Origin of the sequence: Actinoallomurus sp. NPDC052308 (assembly GCF_040679195.1) — a bacterium.
Classification (GTDB): domain Bacteria; phylum Actinomycetota; class Actinomycetes; order Streptosporangiales; family Streptosporangiaceae; genus Actinoallomurus; species Actinoallomurus liliacearum.
In genome coordinates this window covers 61,412-79,181 of the sequence record NZ_JBFAUM010000033.1, presented here as the reverse complement: position 1 = coordinate 79,181, position 17,770 = coordinate 61,412, and the positions used below count along the sequence as shown (strand labels likewise).

The following is a 17,770-nucleotide window of genomic DNA, read 5'->3' as shown; positions in this document are numbered from 1 at the left end:
GACGACGCGTACGCGAGGTAGGACGGCACCGTCGAGTCCGGAGCCGCGTGGGAGGCGATCGACGCCAGCCGGCTGGACACATTGACGATCCGCCCCGCCGGGGAACGCCTCAGCAGCGGCAGCAACGCGTGCGTCACGGCCACGACCCCGAACACGTTCGTCTCGTACACGGTCCGCATCGCCGACACGTCCGTCTCGCTCGGCGGCACGGGCACGGCGCTGTCGGTGATCCCGGCGTTGTTCACCAGGATGTCGAGCCGGCCGAAGCGCTCCTCGATCCAGCGCGCCGCCTCGGCGACCGACGACTCGTCCGTCACGTCGAGGCGCACGTAGTGGAACTCGCCACCGTCGTCGTTCAGCGCGGCGACGGCCTGCTCGCCTCGTGTCCGATCACGGGCGGCCACCAGTACCGCGCAGTCGTGTCGCGCCAGCCCACGAGCGATCTCAAAACCGATGCCCTTGTTCGCCCCGGTCACCAGGGCCAGTTTCGATGTCATGTGATGATCAAAACTTTTAGAGCGCGCTCTAAGTCAACCCTGCCGCTTGGACCCCGGGCGGTCGGGCATGGTGGCGCTATGACGGAGCAGCACTCGGGCCAGGAGCCCCGAAGGCCGGTTCTGATCGTCGACGGGGCGAACGTCGTGGGCGCCACGCCCAATGGCTGGTGGCGGGATCGCGCCGGCGCGGCCGAGCGGCTGCGCGACCGGCTCGCCCACCTCGGCGCGGTGGAGGGACTGCCGGGATCGGGCTCCGGCGCCGCCCACCCGGAGGTCGTCCTGGTCACGGAAGGCGCCGCCCGGGGCGTGCCCAGTGTGCCCGGCGTACGCGTCGTCGAGGCGCCGGGCAGCGGCGACGACACGATCGCCCGGCTGGCCGTACCCGAGGCGGGGGAGAACCGCACCGTCGTCACCGCCGACCGCGAGCTGCGACGCCGCGCCGAGGCGGCGGGCGCCTCGGTCGTCGGTCCCAGTTGGCTGCTGGGTCGCCTGCCCTGATCCGAACTCCACCGAGAGTGCGGGCCGGCGCCGGACGAGCGTGTTATTGTCAAGCTTGACAATAGGGGGTCCGGTGATGGGAGCACGGCGCAGGCGTCGTTCGCCCGAGGAGGCGTGCGAGGAGATCCTCGCGGCCGCGGCCACGCTGATCGCCGAGCGTGGGCCGGACGGTGCCGGCCTCCGGCAGGTGGCCGAGGCGGTCGGCGTCACGCACGGTCTGGTGACGCACTACTTCGGCACCTACGGCGCCCTCGTCCGCGAGGTCCTCCGGCGCGAGAACGCGCTGCTGCGCGACCGCGTACGCGAGCGGATCCGGGCCGAGGCGGGCGTGCCGACCGCCAAGGGGATGATGAGCGTGCTCTTCGACGCGCTCGCCGATGAAAGGTACGTACGCCTGTTCGCGTGGGCCGAGCTGCACGCCGACCTGGGCATGGCGGACCAGGGACTTCGGGAGCTGGTCGACGCCATGGAACGGGGCATCCGCGCGGCACTGCCCGGCCCGGAGGTTCCGGGACGGGACCGGATCGAGACGGTCGTGCTGCTCGGCCTGTCCGCGTCGTACGGCTACGCCATCGGAGGCCGATCCTGGCTCTCCGCGCTCGGCCACGACCCCGCCGACCCGGCCCATGAGGCCGCCTTCCGGGCCGGCCTGACGACCGTGCTCGCCGGCCACATGACCGAGAGATCCGGGCTGGTGCCCCGCGACCGGAAGGAGTCGTGACCGTCATGACGCCCGACGTCGCCCTGGCGGTGGGGATCGCCCTGATCGTCATCGTCCTGCAGTTCACGACCCGGCCGGTGCGGTGGCAGGCCTGGATCTGGGTGGTGCTCTGCGTAGCCCGCGGGTGCGTCCCGCCGGGGCCCGCGCGTGCGACTACGGCGGGCATCGGCCTGCTCGTCGTCTCGCTGATCGCGTCCGCGATCTTCGGCGCGGTACGCGGCCGGACGATGCCGATGTGGCGGGGCCCCGACGGCCTCGTCTACCGGCGGGGCGGCGGTGTCACGCTCCTGCTGTGGCTGGCGACGATCGCCACCCGGTTCCTGGTCTCCGGGCTAGGGCTGGTGGTGTTCGACGAGCCGGTCGACCTCAACGCGCTGTGGCTGGGACTCGGCGTGACGCTCGCCGCCCAGCAGTTGGTCATGATGCGCCGCGCCGGCCGCCTCCCACACCCGGCCCCTCGGCCAGGCCGCCCCGCCCGCGCCCGCTGACCGCCCCTCACGGCCACCTTCGCCGACCTGGTCGCCCACCAGTCCGCATCGACGCCTCCCTGGTCCTGCCCGTACGAGGTTGAGTCGCCTTTGCCAATGCTTTACGTAGTCATGCAACTACGGATAGCGTTCGGTGTGTGCCCAGTCGTGACCACCAGATGGTGTTGGAGTTGATTCGGGAGCGCCCGGCGCTCGCGGCGGACCTGCTGGATTGTGTGTGCAAGGGGCTGGTGCCGTCGACCACCCACGCCCGCCTGGAGCCCGCGGACCTCAGCGAGCACAAACCGGTGTCCTATCACGCCGACGCCGTCGTGACGCTCGGGAAGGATCGCGCGGAGCTCGCCGTCATTGTGGAGGTGCAGCGGCGCCGGGACCCCCAGAAGCGCCTGTCCTGGCCGGCGTACGTAGCGACCGCCCGCGCCCGGTTGGGTTGCCCCACCGTGCTACTGGTGATCTCCCCGAAGCAGGGCGTGAGCGGCTGGGCTCGCGAGCCGATCCTGCTCGGACACCCGGGCCTCGTCCTGCGGCCGCTCGTCCTCGGCCCGGAGGAGGTCCCCGTCCTCACGGACGGACAGGCGGTCCCCGTCCCGGAGCTCGCAGCCCTGTCCGCCGTGGTGCACGGTCCGGGCCCTGACGGGCCCAAGGTCTTCGAAGCATTGCTGCAGTGCATGAGGACCATCGATGCCGACAGGGCACAGGGTTTAATGGATGAAGTAATCGCCGTGCTTCCTCGGGCGGCTCGGGATCTTCTGGAGGGGATGATGAAGACCGCAACCGGCGAGTACAAGAGCGAATTCTTCCGCAACGCCGTCCGTGAGGGGCGGGATGTGGGACTGCAGGAGGGACTGCAGGAGGGACGGCGGGAAGGGCGGCACGAGGGGCGGGTGGACATCATCCTCGCCATGCTGTCCGCCCGAGGGGTCATGGTGCCGGATGAGGCGCGGGCGCGGATCCAAGGGTGCGCCGACCTCGATCAGCTCGTGGAGTGGGGGCGGCGGGCCGCCACGGCGGATTCCATCGAGGAGGTCCTCGGCTGAGGACCCGTGCGTGAGTGAGCCCTGGGACGGTGATCGTCCCGGGGCTCGTTTCGTGTGGTGAGCCCGGCCATGGCGTTCGGCGGGTGGCCGGTGAACCGGCCCCGGCCGGCCGGGGCGGGTCAGCGCCGTGTCGACGGAGTCGTAGTGCTGGGCCGGTCGGTGGGCGGCTGCGGTGACACCCTCACGATGACCTCCAGCAGGGGCGAATCGTCGTGGTGATGAGCTATGGCCTCGGGGGCGGGGGCATCGGAGAGGCGAGAGGCGTTCAGGCGCGGTGGCCAGGCGTGGACGTTGATCGTGTCTTCCGGTTGCTCGGTCGAGGGAGAGCCACGAGATGCACACTCAAACCGCGTGGGGCCAAAGGGCGGCTCACGCTCGCCGCCGTGTTGGTCGTTCTACTGCTTGGCGTCTCGGCGGTGGCGATAGCGGGGGGCATGACAAGGCGCCCCTGACCTACGCCAACGGCGTCCTGTACGGAGGCTCGACGTCCGGGCACATGTACGCCATGGACGCGGCCACCGGAAAGATCCTCTGGGACTACAAGGGCGTCGGCTCCTCGATGGGCGGACCGGCCGTCGTGAACGGCTTCGCCTACTGGGGCAACGGCTACACCGCCAGTTGGGCCACCGAAGGCAGCATGTTCTACGCCTTTGCCCTGCCCAAGAAATGACGGGTCCGACGTGAGCGGGCCCCGGGACGGTCGTCCCGGGGCCCGTCTCAGCTGTGGATCAGTGGAACTGGCGGGGCTGCTTGGGCAGTACGACGTGGGTCGGGCCGCGCCACTTCTGCTCGGTGGAGAAGGTCGAGGCCGACGGTGCGCCGCCGATGATCACGGGAAGGGTGATCTCGCTGCCGGCCAGGTCGACCGTCACGGCGGCGCCGGTGGCGTCGTCGTCCTGCGTGTCGGCGTCGGTGCCGATGAGGACCAGGGCGAGGCGGTGCCCGGCCTTGAAGCGGTAGTCCTGCGGCAGGGTGTTCCAGCGGACGGTGTAGGCCGTGCCCGGCGTGAGCGGTGACGGGTGGCTGAGGGACGTGCGGTTCTGTGCGTCGAGGTAGCCGCGGGTCACCACGTTGACGTCGGACGTCACCGTGTCCGTGACCACCTTCCGGTAGCAGGCGTCGTCGCCGGCCGTGCTCTCACCGTGGCAGTCCTCGGTGGTCAGCGTCTTGACGCCCGATCCGGCGCCCAGGTAGTTCACCCGGGTGTCGGTGCCGTAGTCGACGAGCAGCGCGCCGAGGTTCGCCGTGGGCCTGTCGAGCTTGATCTTCAGGCTGACCCGCGGCGTGCCGGACAGGCGTACGTCGGTCTTCAGCGGCGGGGTCGTGTAGGCCAGCCGGTAGGGCTTCGCGGTGGTCGGGTCGGCCACGGTGTCGGCCTCGGCCTGCTTCGTGTCGCTGTACGTCCCCGTCCCGGACCCGGCCTTGAGGCCGAGGGTGCCGTCCGCCTGGGGGCGCAGGCCGAGTTGCCGGGTGTGCGGCGCGGGCCAGTCGGACTGGGTGGCCCACTGGTCGGGCCCGACCTCGACGTCGGCGCGCGGCTGCTTCATGATGTCGTTCGGCAGCTTCCACAGCCAGTGGTCGAACCACTGGTGGAGGGTGTCCACCCAGACGTCGCGGCGGAAGTCGAACGGGTCGACGTGTCCGTACTGCGACAGCCACACCTTGCGCGGCACTCCGCGCTTCGCCAGTGCCGCCCACCAGGTGGAGAACTGGCTGGGCTTGACGTTCAGGTCGTTCAGCCCGTGGATCGCGAACACGCTGGCGTGCACCTTGCTCGCGTCGGCGATCGGCCCGGTGCGGTAGTTGCGCTCGTTCCAGAAGGCGTTGTAGTTCCCGGTGGCGTCGTCCTGGCCCTGGGCGAGCCGCTGCTGGACGGCGGCGCACTTGGCGGGCGGGTCGGTGTCGACGACCTGCGCGAGGCCGTCCTCCTCGCCCTTGAACCAGATCACGCCGTTCACGCGGCTGTAGTCGTACCAGGAGCTGATCGCGGAGATCGGCACGATGGTGTCCAGGCCCTTGACGCCCGTGGCCGCGACGCCGTTGGCGAGCGTCCCGTCGTACGACTTGCCGATCATGCCGGAGTGGCCGGTGGACCAGGTCGCCTTGACCGGCCTGCCCTGGGCGTCGAACGCCTTGGCCCGGCCGCCCAGCCAGTCGATGACGGCCTTGCCGCCGAGCACGTCGGAGGCGCCGCCGGAGGTGGGGCAGCCGTCGGACTTCGTGGTGCCGTCCATGTCGACGTTCAGGACCGCGTAGCCGCGCGGCACGAAGTAGTTGTCGTAGAACAGCGGGAACTTGACCGGGTTGCCGTTCGCGTCGTACGTCTTGCGCTCGGACTCGTTGCCGCGGCCGAGGTTGTCGTAGTACGGGCTCTCGTCGATGATCGCCGGCACCTTCAGCCCGGCGTCGGTCTCCCGCGGCCGGATGATGTCGACCCGGATGAGGTCCTTCTTGCCGTCACCGTCGGAGTCGACGCTCGACTGCACCCGGACGAACTCCCGGATGGCGTTCTGGTACGAGAAGACGGGCTGGGTGACCCCGCCCGCCACCTTGATCGTCGGCTTCTTCGCCGCATGGGCGGCGGGCGCCCCGGTCGCCGTGAGGGCGGCCGCGACTGCGATTGAGGCGAGCACTCCTCGCCGTGCTGAGATCCGCACGCGCTACCTCCTGGGGTTGCGCGCGCAATCTCTCGTACCACAGGGCCCTGCCACAACATCATTGCCACATGTGGCCCGATCATCCTCGGGCATCGCCGCCTCGTGGCCGTGCCGCCGACACGGCCACGAGGATGTTCCGGGCGGGAGAGGATTACTCCGGGGCGAGCCAGAGGGCGCCGAGCGGCGGCACCCGCAGGCAGGCGGAGGCGGGCAGCCCGTGGCTGGGCTCGTCGACCGCCTCGACCCCGCCGAGGTTGCCGACCCCGCTGCCGCCGTAGTCGTACGCGTCGGTGTTGACCACCTCGCGCCAGCGGCCCGGGCAGGGCAGGCCGAGCCGGTAGTCCTCATGCGGGACGCCGGAGAAGTTGACGACGCACGCGAGCGGCGAGCCGTCCGGCCCGTACCGCAGGAAGGAGATGACGTTGCCCGCGACGTCGTCCGCGGCGATCCAGCGGAAGCCCGCCGGGTCGGTGTCCCGCGTCCACAGCTGGGGCGACGCGGCGTAGTTGTGGTTGAGGTCGCGGACCAGCCGCCGTACGCCGACGTGGAAGTTGTCCTCGGCCTCGTCCAGCAGCCACCAGTCGAGGGACCGGGACTCGGCCCACTCGGCGCCCTGGCCGAACTCCTGCCCCATGAACAGCAGTTGCTTGCCCGGATGCGCCCACATGAACGCCAGCAGCGCCCGCAGGTTGGCGAACCGCTGCCACTCGTCACCGGGCATCTTGCCCAGCAGGGAGCCCTTGCCGTGCACGACCTCGTCGTGCGACAGGGGCAGCACGTAGTTCTCCGAGTACGCGTACACCATCGAGAACGTGATCTCGTGGTGGTGGTAGCCGCGGTACAGCGGGTCGCGCTGGAGGTACGCGAGCGTGTCGTGCATCCAGCCCATGTTCCACTTGAACCCGAACCCGAGCCCGCCGAGGTGGGTGGGGCGGGTGACGCCGGGCCAGGCGGTGGACTCCTCGGCGATCGTCACGATGCCGGGGGAGCGCTTGTACGCGGTGGCGTTCATCTCCTTGAGGAAGTCGATCGCCTCGAGGTTCTCCCGGCCGCCGTAGATGTTCGGCGTCCACTCGCCCTCGGCGCGCGAGTAGTCGAGGTACAGCATCGAGGCGACGGCGTCCACGCGCAGCCCGTCGACGTGGAACTCCTCCAGCCAGTAGTTCGCGTTGGCGACGAGGAAGTTGCGGACCTCCGCCCGGCCGAAGTCGAAGATGAGGGTGCCCCAGTCCTTCTGCTCGCCCCGGCGCGGGTCGGCGTGCTCGTACAGCGGCGTGCCGTCGAAGCGGGCCAGGGCCCACTCGTCCTTCGGGAAGTGGCCCGGCACCCAGTCGATGATCACGCCGATGCCGGCCTGGTGCAGCCGGTCGACGAGGTGACGGAAGTCGTCGGGGTTCCCGAAGCGCGACGTGGGGGCGTAGTAGGACGTGACCTGGTAGCCCCACGAACCGCCGAACGGGTGTTCCGACACCGGCAGGAACTCCACGTGCGTGAAGCCCATCTCGGTGACGTAGCCGACGAGCTGGTCGGCCAGCTCGCGGTAGCCCAGGTCGGCGCGCCACGATCCCAGGTGCACCTCGTACGTGCTCATCGGCGACCGCAGCGCGTCGTAGGACTTGCGGCGCGTCATCCACTCGTCGTCCTCCCACTCGTAGGAAGACGTGAAGACGGTGGACGCGGTGGCGGGCGGGCGCTCGGCGTACCGCGCCATCGGGTCGGCCTTCCGCCGCCAGACCCCGTCGTTGCCGAGGATCTCGAACTTGTAGTTGGTGCCGTCGCCGACCTCCGGGACGAACAGCTCCCAGATGCCCGTGGCGCCGAGCGAGCGCATCGGGTGGGCCCGGCCGTCCCAGTGGTTGAAGTCGCCGATGACCCGCACCCCGCGGGCGTTCGGCGCCCAGACCGCGAACGAGGTGCCGGCGACCGGCCCGAAGACCGAGGCGTAGGTGCGGGTGTGCGCGCCCAGGACCTTCCACAGCTCCTCGTGCCGGCCCTCGCCGATCAGGTGCAGGTCGAGCTCGCCGAGGGTGGGCAGGTGCCGGTACGGGTCGTCCTGGATCACCTCGGGCCCGTCGTACGCCACCGCCAGCCGGTAGTCCGGCACCGCCTGGGGCTCGTCACCGGCCAGGGGGGCATCGGGCGGCAGCGTGACCGCGAAGACGCCCTCGTGCACGTGGCGCATCGGGTGCCGGGCGCCGTCCGGGAGGATCACCTCGACCTTGGTGGCCAGCGGCCGCAACGCCCGCACGGCGACGCCGTCACGCCCGGGATGGGCGCCGAGCACGCTGTGGGGGTCGTGGTGATCTCCGCCGATCAACCGGTCGATCTCATCAGTGGTGACCCGCGCCATGACGCTCCTCGATGGTCTCGTGTGCCCGCGCTTCCCCTAAGCCTGCCCGACGAGCGTCGGCTAATCCTCGGGGGGTCGGGATCTTCCCGATCCGCTCACAGGTCGAGCGCGTAGTCGAGGACGACGCGGTCCGCCGGGAGGACGATGTCGCGGCAGACCTCCAGGACGCGGTCGCCGGACAGCATTCGCCGGGTGATGGTCAGCACCGGCACGCCCGGCGCCATCCGCAGGGTCGCCGCCTCCTCCGGGGTGGGCATCCGGGACCGTACGGACTCCTCGACCCGGGTCGCCGGGTGCCCCAGGTAGGCGAGTTGGGCCGGGGTGCCGCCCGGCCACGGCTCGCGGTCCGGGTCGGCCACCGGTGTCCCGGCCACCAGGCTCCACGGCAGGTAGTTGGTGGAGATCTGCTGGGGTTCGCCGCGCGCCCAGAACACGAAGTGCCGACGGAGCAGCGGAGTCCCCGGATCCGTCGCGAACAGCGCCGCCAGGTCCGCGTCGGCGCGCCGCCGGGAGTAAGAACGGTCCAGGCGGTAGTCCCGCCAGGTGATGTGGTGGTCGACGGTGAAGGAGGTGGCGGGCGTCGCGCCGGGATCGGTCTCGACGCGGTAGCGCTCCATGGCCAGCCGTCGCGCGGGCGGGCGGTCGCGGACGAGCGTGCCACCGCCCCGGCGGGTCTCGATGAGTCCCTCGGTCCGGAGTAAGGAGAACGCGCTGCGAACGACGATCTCCGAGACGCCGTACGACTCGGACAGCCGGCTGATCGTGGGCAGCCGTGCCCCGGGCGGATAGGTACCGTCGCGGATCAGCTCGCGGAGCTCGCCGGCGATGCGGACGTAAGCGGGGAGGATAGCCACCTTGCCCTCCTCATAGCCGTACGGGGACGTTCCGCTTACGGGCGGGTTGACACCTCCACCTAACAGACCCACTTTCGTATACAGAAGGCGGAGTTTCCAGCGCGAAGGGGCAATATGGCGGATTTCGCCGCAGACAAGGCCACGTTAGAGAGTGACTTCCCCGGCTGGGTCGTCTGGCGCAGCGACGCCGGACACTGGTACGCGACCCGGGCGGGCAGCCTCACCGACCAGCAGATCCAGGCCGGTCAGGCGATGACCGTGGCCGCCGAGGCACCGGAGACGCTCCGGCTCCTGCTCGCCGAACAGGAACATCCCGGCGAGGACGCGGGATGACCCGACCGGTCAGGAGGCCAGGTAACCGGACTCGGCGCGGGTGCTGAGGGCGGCGATCGAACCGAGCGGGATCCGCAGCCAGGAGGGCCGGTTGCGCGCCTCGTACATCACCTCGTAGATGGCCTTGTCGAACTCGAAGGCGCGCAGGATCACCTCGTGCGCGGCCGGATCGATGCCGCCGGCCTCGGCGTAGCCGCGGCAGAAGGCGGCCCGGTTGCGGTCGGCCCACTCCTGGGCGCGGTACTCCAGCTGGTCGCGGTCGCCGCCGAACGCCTGTCCGTTGACGAGCAGGTGGCGGGCCGCGTAGTCGAACGAGCGCATCATCCCGGCGACGTCGCGGAGCGGGTGGGCGGGAGCCCGGCGCTCCTCCAGGGACTTGACGGGCTCGCCCTCGAAGTCCAGCAGCATCCAGCCGGAGTCGGTGCGCATGACCTGGCCGAGGTGGTAGTCGCCGTGGACCCGCTGCACGAGGAGCGGCTCGTCCAGTTCCTCCAGCGCGTCGAACGCGTCGGTGAGCCGCCCGGCGTACGGCCTGAGCTGCGGGACGACGTCGCACGTCTCGACCAGCCGAGCGTGCATCCGCTCGGCGACCGCGCCGACCTCGGCCTGGGACATCTCGCCGGTGCCGAAGGCGGCGGCCAGGTCCCGGTGGACGTCGGCGGTCGCCGCGCCGAGCCGTTCGGCCTCGGCGGCGAAGTCCCCGCCGACCTCGTCGGCGCGCAGGTCGGCCTCGGCGTACAGGTCGCGGACGCTGGTGCCGGCGAGCTGCCAGCCGTCGGTCCCGCTGCGCAGGAACTCCGACATCATCCCCAGCGTGGACAGCGTGCCGCCGAGGTCGCTGGAGAACCAGCCGTGCAGCTCCGGGACGTGTTTGCTGCCCGCCCGCGCGAGGCCGATGCTGACCTCGAGGTCGGGGTTGATGCCGGGGGTGAGCCGGCGGAAGAGCTTGCAGATGTAGGCGTCGCCGTAGATCAGTGAGGTGTTGCTCTGCTCGGCCGGGCTGGCGAGGCTCTCCAGCTCGGTGTCGATGGTGGTGATGGAGCGGAAGGTCAGCGGGCCGGCGTCGACGTTGCCGGCCATGTTCTCCAGCCAGACCCGGGTCAGGGCGGGGTCGTGGACCGCGTCATAGACGCATGACCCGTCGCCGAGCTGCCCGATCGCGGCGTACTGCAATCGGCCGGGCAGCTCGCTGCGTACTCCGAGGGGCACCTGATATCGATCGGTGCCCCCGTCCTGGTGTACAGCGAGGATGACATGTCGCAGCGACGGATCGCCCTCGACCAGTTCGGTGTCGGAGACGACGGATATCCCGTCGATCCTCCGATCCTTGCCCGCGAACCACCGCTGGCGCGGGAGCCAGTCCACCAACAGATCGTCGAGTCGTTCCAGCCGCACTGACTATGTCACCTCGCCTGTGCCTCCTGTGTGTGCGTCATGGCGCTTCGCCATCACCCCCGGGGCTCGGGGACAGGAGGAACCAGTAGAAACCATGCCCAGGAAGCGTAAGAAGATACGGGAGCTCCCCAATCGTGGGGAATTGCACTCCTCCCATGCACTCGACGGGGTTCGCGCCCTTGAATCGCCGCAGGTCGAGCTCGACCGGCTGCGGGAAGCGCGAGAGGTTGTTGACGCACAACACGCGATCTTGTCCGTATTCCCGGACGAACGCCAGCACACTGGGGTTCGACGCGGTCAGCTCGGTGTAGTCACCGACGCCGAAGACCGGATGCCGCTTGCGGATCTCGATCATCTTGCGCGTCCAGTGCAGGAGCGACCCCGTGTTGTTCTGCTGCGACTCCACATTGATCGCCTGGTACCCGTAGATCGGGTCCATGATGACCGGGAGGTAGAGCCGGGCCGGGTCACAGGAGGAGAAGCCGGCGTTGCGGTCCGGCGTCCACTGCATCGGCGTGCGTACGCCGTCGCGGTCGCCCAGCCAGATGTTGTCGCCCATGCCGATCTCGTCCCCGTAGTAGATGACGGGCGAGCCGGGCAGGGACAGCAGCAGGGCGGTGAACAGCTCGAGCTGGTTGCGGTCGTTGTCCAGGAGCGGCGCCAGGCGACGGCGGATGCCGATGTTGGCCTTCATCCGCGGGTCCTTGGCGTACTCGGAGTACATGTAGTCGCGCTCTTCGTCCGTGACCATCTCGAGCGTCAGCTCGTCGTGGTTGCGGAGGAAGATGCCCCACTGGGCGTTCTCCGGGATCTTGGGGGTCTGCGCCATGATCTCGGAGATGGGGTAGCGCTGTTCCCGGCGGACCGCCATGAAGATGCGCGGCATGACCGGGAAGTGGAACGCCATGTGGCACTCGTCGCCGCCGGTCGCCGGGTCGCCGAAGTACTCCACGACGTCGGCGGGCCACTGGTTCGCCTCGGCCAGCAGCACCCGGTCGGGGTACAGCCGGTCGACCTCGGCCCGCACCCGCTTGAGGTAGTCGTGGGTCTCCTTGAGGTTCTCGCAGTTCGTGCCCTCGCGCTCGTACAGGTAGGGCACGGCGTCCAGGCGGAACCCGTCGATGCCGAGGTCCAGCCAGAACCGCAGGACCTCCAGCATCGCGTCCTGAACCGCGGGGTTGTCGAAGTTCAGGTCCGGCTGGTGGTTGAAGAAGCGGTGCCAGTAGTACTGGCCGCGCACCGGGTCGTACGTCCAGTTCGACGTCTCGGTGTCGACGAAGATGATCCGGGCGTCCTTGTACGCCTCATCCGAGTCGGACCAGACGTAGAAGTCGCCGAACGGCCCCTCCGGGTCCTCCTGGGACGCCTTGAACCACGGGTGCTGGTCGCTGGTGTGGTTCATGACCAGGTCGGCGATGACGCGGATGCCGCGCTTGTGCGCCTCCTCGACCAGCTCCACGAAGTCGCCGAGGTCGCCGAACTCAGGGAGGATCTTCATGAAGTCGCTGATGTCATATCCGCCGTCGCGCAGGGGCGACTCGTAGATCGGCAGCAGCCAGATGCAGTCGATGCCGAGCCACTGCAGATAGTCGAGTTTCTGGGTGAGCCCCCGGATGTCACCGGTGCCGTCACCGGTGGAGTCGTAGAAGCCGCGGATCAGAACCTCATAGAACACGCAGTTCTTGTACCAGTGAGGCTGGTTGGGCTTCTCACGCGTGAACGTGTCGGGAACCGGCTCTACGGGGCCGACTCCGGCTAGGGGATCCGACTGGGTCAACTCTCGCCTCTCGAGACCGTGAAGATGTGGGCAGGCCGGGTGCGGGGGTCGAGACGCACGTAGTTCGCCTGCCGCCAGCGGTACGACTCGCCGGACAGCTCGTCGGTGACGACGAACTCGTCCGCCCAGTCGAGGCCGAGTGCGGGCAGGTCGAGATGGACCGTCGCCTCGCGGATCTGATGTGGGTTGAGATTCACGACGACCAGCACGACGTCTCCGAGGCTGTCGGGGCCGTCCGACACGCGTTTGGAGTAGCAGATCAGCTCGGGCTGGTCGACATGATGGAATCGTAGGTTACGCAGCCTATGCAACGCAGGGTGTGCTCTTCGCACGGAGTTGAGCGTCTCGATGAACGGCGCCAGGCTGCGCCCCTCCCGCTCGGCCGCCTCCCAGTCCCGGGGCCGGTACTGGTACTTCTCCGAGTCGCGGTACTCCTCGCTGCCCGGCCGTACGGGGATGTTCTCGTACAGCTCGTAGCCCGAGTAGACACCCCACGTGGGCGACAGCGTCGAGGCGAGGACGGCCCTGATCGCGAACGCCGGCGGTCCGCCGTGCTGGAGGTACTCGTGGAGGATGTCGGGCGTGTTGACGAAGAAGTTCGGCCGCATGTAGGCGGCGGCCGGCCCCGACAGCTCCCGGAGGTACTCCTCCAGCTCCTCCTTGCTGTTGCGCCAGGTGAAGTACGTGTACGACTGGTGAAAGCCGATCTTGCCGAGGGTGTGCATCATCGCCGGGCGGGTGAACGCCTCGGCGAGGAAGAGCACGTCCGGGTCGGTCGCGGCGATGCTCCCGAGCAGCCGCTCCCAGAACGCCACCGGCTTGGTGTGCGGGTTGTCCACCCGGAAGATCCGTACGCCGTGCGACATCCAGAGCCGGACGACCCGCTCGACCTCCTCGTAGATCCCCTCGGGGTCGTTGTCGAAGTTCAGCGGATAGATGTCCTGGTACTTCTTCGGCGGGTTCTCCGCGTAGGCGATGGAGCCGTCGGCGCGCGTGGTGAACCACTCGGGGTGCTTGCTCACCCACGGGTGGTCGGGCGAGCACTGGAGGGCCAGGTCCAGCGCGACCTCCATGCCCAGCTCGCGGGTACGGGCCACGAAGGCGTCGAAGTCCTCGAACGTTCCAAGTTCGGGGTGGATGGCGTCGTGGCCGCCCTCCTCCGAACCGATCGCCCACGGCGAGCCGGGGTCGTGCGGCTCGGCGTGCAGGGTGTTGTTCGGGCCCTTGCGGAACTGCCGGCCGATCGGGTGGACCGGCGGCAGGTAGACCACGTCGAAGCCCATCTCGGCGACGGCCGGGAGCCGCCTCATCGCCGTTCGGAACGTTCCCGACTGCGGTGCCCGGTAGCCCATCGGGTCGTACGTCGCGCCCTCGGACCGCGGGAAGAACTCGTACCAGGAGCCGAACAGCGCCCGCTTGCGGTGCACGACCAGCGGGTGCCACTCCGAGGTCGTGACGTGATCGCGCAGCGGGTGCGCGTCGAGGACCGCGCGCACCTCCGGGGCGTCCGCCGCCTCGAACCGCGTCATCGGCGGGATGGTCCGGTCCCGGAGCGTACGGGCGAGGGTGGTCAGCGCGGCCCGCTTCTTCGGCACGCCGACGGTGCCCTTGGGCAGTCCGGCCGCCGCGCGCTCGAACAGCCGGGCGCCCTCCTCGAGCATCAGCTCGATGTCCTGGCCACGCGGGATCTTGATGCCCGCGTCGTGGTGCCAGTGCGCGATCGGATCGCCCCACGCCTCCACGCGGAAGTGCCACAGCCCGATCGTGGTCGGGGCCACCTGGGCGGCGTACCGGTCGGTGCCGGGGGTGACCTCGGACATGCGGACGAGGGGCCTGGTGCGGCCCTCGGGATCCCGCAGGACGACGCCGGCGCCGAGCATCTCGTGGCCCTCGCGGAACACGGTGGCGCCGACCTCGAACTCCTCGTCGGGAACGGCCTTGGCGGGCCAGCGTCCGCAGTCGATCACTGGCTGCACGTCGAGAGTGGGAATGCGTCCGATCATCGCAGGCGAGCGTACAGATGCGGGCCCGCGATCACCCTGATCTTCGGAAAGAACTGATCTTTCTTGAGGGTTGCTGACGCCGGTCGGGGTGGGGGTGCTCGGCGTGGGTTGGCGCATAACGTCTCCGTTGCCGGTTTCGTGGGTGTGAAACGGGGTTTGTCGCGTTGTCGCGGTCACGGTGCTGCTGCGTCCGGTGACGCCCGGGACGGCCGCGTCCGGTGACCGCACGCGCCGACCTCGGGCCGCGCTGGAATTCTTTCATCGGCACGAGTGGGGCGCCGGGCACGACTCGTACTCGGTATGCCTCGGTTGGAGAACGTCAGGAGCGCCCCCGCGGTACTGCCGCTTCCATCCTCGCACTCAGGGACCTAGCTCGCATTTCCGACCTGGTGTGCGGCTTTCCGGGACCAAGCTGAGATCAAGATGTCGCTCACCGGGCGGGTTCGGGTCGCGAGCACCGGCCCGGACCGATTAGTGTCGCCGCACGTGAAGGCGATCCGCAGATTCACCGTCCGCTCCGTCCTGCCCGAGCCGCTGCAGCCGCTCGAGGAACTCGTTCTCAACCTGCGCTGGTCATGGCATCCGGAGACGCTCGAGCTCTTCGAATCGGTCGATCCGGACCTGTGGGAGGCGAGCCGGCACGACCCGGTGCGACTGCTCGGCGAGGTCTCGCCCGAGCGGCTGTCCGCTCTCACCGGTGACCGGCGCTTCCTGCGTGCCCTCGGCGACGCCGTCGACGACCTCCGGGAGTACGTCAGCGCACCGCGCTGGTACCAGAGGCTCACCGACGCCCCCACGGCGATCGCCTACTTCTCCCCGGAGTACGGCATCGCCGCCGCGCTGCCGCAGTACTCCGGTGGCCTGGGCATTCTCGCCGGCGATCACCTCAAGACCGCCAGCGACCTGGGCGTGCCCATCGTCGGGGTTGGATTGCTGTACCGCCACGGTTACTTCTCCCAGTCGCTCTCGCCGGACGGCTGGCAGCAGGAGCGCTACCCCCCGATCGACCCGGCCGGGCTCCCGCTGACCCTCCTGCGCGAGGCCGACGGCACGCCCGCGCGGGTCGGCGTCGGCCTGCCCGAGGGCCGCTCCCTGCGGGCCCAGATCTGGATCGCGAACGTCGGCCGCGTGCCGCTGCTCCTCCTGGACTCCGACGTCGAGGAGAACGACCCGGTCTCCCGCGACGTCACCGACCGCCTGTACGGCGGCGGCACCGACCACCGCCTCCTCCAGGAGATGCTGCTCGGCATCGGCGGCGTCCGCGCGATCCGCGCCTACTCCCGCATCACCGGACACCCCGCCCCGGAGGTGTTCCACACCAACGAGGGCCACGCCGGCTTCCTCGGCCTCGAACGGATCCGCGAGTACATCGACGACCAGGGCCTGACCTTCGACGAGGCCCTCGAGGCCACTCGGGCGGGCACGGTCTTCACCACCCACACCCCGGTCCCGGCCGGCATCGACCGGTTCCCGCGCGAGCTGATCGAGCGGTACTTCGGCGGCTCCAACGAGGAGGGCAGCCTGCCCTCCGACCGCATCCTCGCGCTCGGCGCCGAGTCGTACGAGGAGGGCGACCCCGCCGTCTTCAACATGGCGGTCATGGGCATGCGCCTCGCCCAGCGCGTCAACGGCGTCTCCGAACTGCACGGCCACGTCAGCCGCGAGATGTTCGGCGGCCTGTGGCCCGGGTTCGACACCGACGAGGTCCCGATCGGCTCGATCACCAACGGCGTCCACGGGGCGACGTGGGTCGCGCCCGAGATCATCGACCTGGCCCGCCGCGAGCTGCCCGACATCGTCGAGCTCGGCCGCGGCTGGGAGGGCGTCGAGAAGGTCTCCGCGTCCGAGATCTGGCGCATCCGGCGCACGCTGCGCGCCCGGCTCGTCGAGGACGCCCGCCGCCGGCTGCGGGAGTCCTGGCGCCAGCGCGGCGCCAGCGAGGCCGAGCTGACCTGGATCGACGACGCGCTCGACCCGGACGTCCTGACGATCGGCTTCGCCCGCCGCGTCCCGTCCTACAAGCGGCTCACCCTGATGCTGCGCGACCCGGAGCGGCTCAAGTCGATCCTGCTCGACCCCGAGCGGCCGGTGCAGATCATCATCGCCGGCAAGGCGCACCCGGCGGACGAGGGCGGCAAGCGGCTGATCCAGGACATCGTCCGGTTCACCGACGACCCCGCCGTGCGGCACCGCATCGTGTTCCTGCCGGACTACGACATGGCGCTCGGCCAGGCGCTCGTCCAGGGCTGCGACGTCTGGATGAACAACCCGCTGCGCCCGCTCGAGGCGTGCGGCACGTCCGGCATGAAGGTCGCCCTCAACGGCGGGCTGAACCTCTCCATCCGCGACGGCTGGTGGGACGAGTGGTTCGACGGCAACAACGGCTGGGCGATCCCGTCCGCAGACCGCGCCGACGACCCGGACCACCGCGACGACATCGAGGCCCAGGCCCTCTACGAGCTGATCGAGGACCACGTCGCCGCGCTGTTCTACGACCGCCCGGGAGACGGCCTGCCGCGCCGCTGGCTGGAGATGGTCAAGCACACGCTGGCCTCCCTCGGCCCGAAGGTCCTCGCGGGGCGCATGCTGCGCGACTACGTGCAGGCGCTGTACGCCCCGGCGGCCGGGTCGGCCCGCCGGCTGTCCGCCGACGGCAACGCGGGCGCGAAGGCGCTCGCCGCCTGGCGGCACCGGATCGCCAAGGCCTGGCCGGTCGTCTCGGTCGAGCACGTCGAGTCCACCGGCGCGGGCAAGACCCCGCACCTGGGCACGCGCCTGACCGTACGGGCCACGGTCCAGCTCGGCGAGCTGCGGCCGGACGACGTCGCCGTCGAGGTGGCGTACGGCCGGGTCGACGACAACGACGCCCTCGTCAGCCCGTCCTACCTGGAGCTCGACCAGGCCGAGGACCTTGGCGAGGGCCGCTGCCGCTTCACCGGCGAGGTCCCCCTGGACCGGACCGGGCCGTTCGGGTACAGCGTCCGCGTCGTGCCCCGGCACGAGCTGCTGGCCTCCCGCGCGGAGACGGGCCTGATCGCCCTGCCGCCGGCGCCGATCGGCATGACCAACGGCGACCTGCGCTGACCACCCCGAACGTCCCCGGACCCAGTGACGGGCCCGGGGACGTTCGCGTTGCCGGGCGTGTGGGCCTCTCTGCGAT

The 17,770-nt window shown here is 70.1% G+C and carries 14 protein-coding genes; 7 read left to right on the top strand and 7 right to left on the bottom strand.

The annotated features are described in order from the left end of the window. On the bottom strand, positions 1 to 497 hold a 497-nt coding region (locus AB0L00_RS40355; RefSeq protein WP_364442926.1), incomplete at its 3' end, for an SDR family NAD(P)-dependent oxidoreductase. Positions 498 to 575: 78 nt separating this feature from the next. Between AB0L00_RS40355 and AB0L00_RS40350 the strand changes: the two genes are divergently transcribed. The 5 genes from AB0L00_RS40350 to AB0L00_RS40330 all read left to right on the top strand — a co-directional run bounded on the left by AB0L00_RS40350 (position 576) and on the right by AB0L00_RS40330 (position 3,911). Next, on the top strand, positions 576 to 995 hold the full coding sequence (locus tag AB0L00_RS40350; protein WP_364442924.1) for a hypothetical protein: 420 nt from the start codon (positions 576 to 578) through the stop codon (positions 993 to 995). Positions 996 to 1,071: 76 nt separating this feature from the next. Beyond that, positions 1,072 to 1,716: a TetR/AcrR family transcriptional regulator gene (locus AB0L00_RS40345; protein WP_364442922.1), complete on the top strand. Its 645-nt coding sequence runs from the start codon at positions 1,072 to 1,074 to the stop codon at positions 1,714 to 1,716. After that, on the top strand, positions 1,713 to 2,204 hold the full coding sequence (locus AB0L00_RS40340; protein ID WP_364442920.1) for a hypothetical protein: 492 nt from the start codon (positions 1,713 to 1,715) through the stop codon (positions 2,202 to 2,204). Before AB0L00_RS40345 ends, AB0L00_RS40340 begins: the two co-directional genes overlap by 4 nt. Positions 2,205 to 2,341: 137 nt before the next feature. After that, positions 2,342 to 3,241, top strand: coding sequence for a hypothetical protein (locus tag AB0L00_RS40335; protein WP_364442919.1), 900 nt, complete (start codon positions 2,342 to 2,344; stop codon positions 3,239 to 3,241). A gap of 334 nt (positions 3,242 to 3,575) precedes the next feature. Beyond that, the gene (locus AB0L00_RS40330; protein ID WP_364442917.1) at positions 3,576 to 3,911 is read left to right on the top strand and encodes a PQQ-binding-like beta-propeller repeat protein; all 336 of its coding nucleotides are present in this window, start codon (positions 3,576 to 3,578) and stop codon (positions 3,909 to 3,911) included. Positions 3,912 to 3,969: 58 nt separating this feature from the next. Here AB0L00_RS40330 and AB0L00_RS40325 read toward each other — a convergent pair whose 3' ends face one another. The 3 genes from AB0L00_RS40325 to AB0L00_RS40315 form a co-directional block, all read right to left on the bottom strand. After that, positions 3,970 to 5,898 carry a Xaa-Pro dipeptidyl-peptidase gene (locus tag AB0L00_RS40325; protein WP_364442915.1) on the bottom strand — a complete coding sequence of 643 codons (1,929 nt, stop codon included), beginning with the start codon at positions 5,896 to 5,898 and terminating at the stop codon, positions 3,970 to 3,972. A gap of 151 nt (positions 5,899 to 6,049) precedes the next feature. Further along, a complete protein-coding gene (glgB, locus tag AB0L00_RS40320) occupies positions 6,050 to 8,248 on the bottom strand; it encodes a 1,4-alpha-glucan branching protein GlgB (RefSeq protein WP_364442913.1) in 2,199 nt (732 codons plus the stop codon). 95 nt (positions 8,249 to 8,343) lie between these two features. Beyond that, positions 8,344 to 9,102: a GntR family transcriptional regulator gene (locus AB0L00_RS40315; RefSeq protein ID WP_364442911.1), complete on the bottom strand. Its 759-nt coding sequence runs from the start codon at positions 9,100 to 9,102 to the stop codon at positions 8,344 to 8,346. A gap of 114 nt (positions 9,103 to 9,216) precedes the next feature. Between AB0L00_RS40315 and AB0L00_RS40310 the strand changes: the two genes are divergently transcribed. Further along, positions 9,217 to 9,435, top strand: a complete 219-nt coding sequence (locus AB0L00_RS40310; RefSeq protein ID WP_364442909.1) for a hypothetical protein — start codon at positions 9,217 to 9,219, stop codon at positions 9,433 to 9,435. A 9-nt stretch (positions 9,436 to 9,444) separates the two neighbouring features. Here AB0L00_RS40310 and AB0L00_RS40305 read toward each other — a convergent pair whose 3' ends face one another. Genes AB0L00_RS40305 through AB0L00_RS40295 form a run of 3 tightly spaced genes read right to left on the bottom strand, consistent with a single transcriptional unit; the run spans position 9,445 to position 14,610 of the window. Next, on the bottom strand, positions 9,445 to 10,830 hold the full coding sequence (locus AB0L00_RS40305; protein WP_364442907.1) for an aminoglycoside phosphotransferase: 1,386 nt from the start codon (positions 10,828 to 10,830) through the stop codon (positions 9,445 to 9,447). A 37-nt stretch (positions 10,831 to 10,867) separates the two neighbouring features. Continuing rightward, on the bottom strand, positions 10,868 to 12,607 hold the full coding sequence (gene treS / locus AB0L00_RS40300; RefSeq protein WP_345357141.1) for a maltose alpha-D-glucosyltransferase: 1,740 nt from the start codon (positions 12,605 to 12,607) through the stop codon (positions 10,868 to 10,870). After that, the gene (locus AB0L00_RS40295) at positions 12,604 to 14,610 is read right to left on the bottom strand and encodes an alpha-1,4-glucan--maltose-1-phosphate maltosyltransferase (protein WP_364442906.1); all 2,007 of its coding nucleotides are present in this window, start codon (positions 14,608 to 14,610) and stop codon (positions 12,604 to 12,606) included. The genes treS and AB0L00_RS40295 overlap by 4 nt, the downstream gene beginning before the upstream one ends. A gap of 486 nt (positions 14,611 to 15,096) precedes the next feature. Here AB0L00_RS40295 and glgP point away from each other — a divergent pair, with 486 nt between their 5' ends. Continuing rightward, on the top strand, positions 15,097 to 17,694 hold the full coding sequence (gene glgP, locus AB0L00_RS40290; protein ID WP_364442905.1) for an alpha-glucan family phosphorylase: 2,598 nt from the start codon (positions 15,097 to 15,099) through the stop codon (positions 17,692 to 17,694). Positions 17,695 to 17,770: the final 76 nt, after the last annotated feature.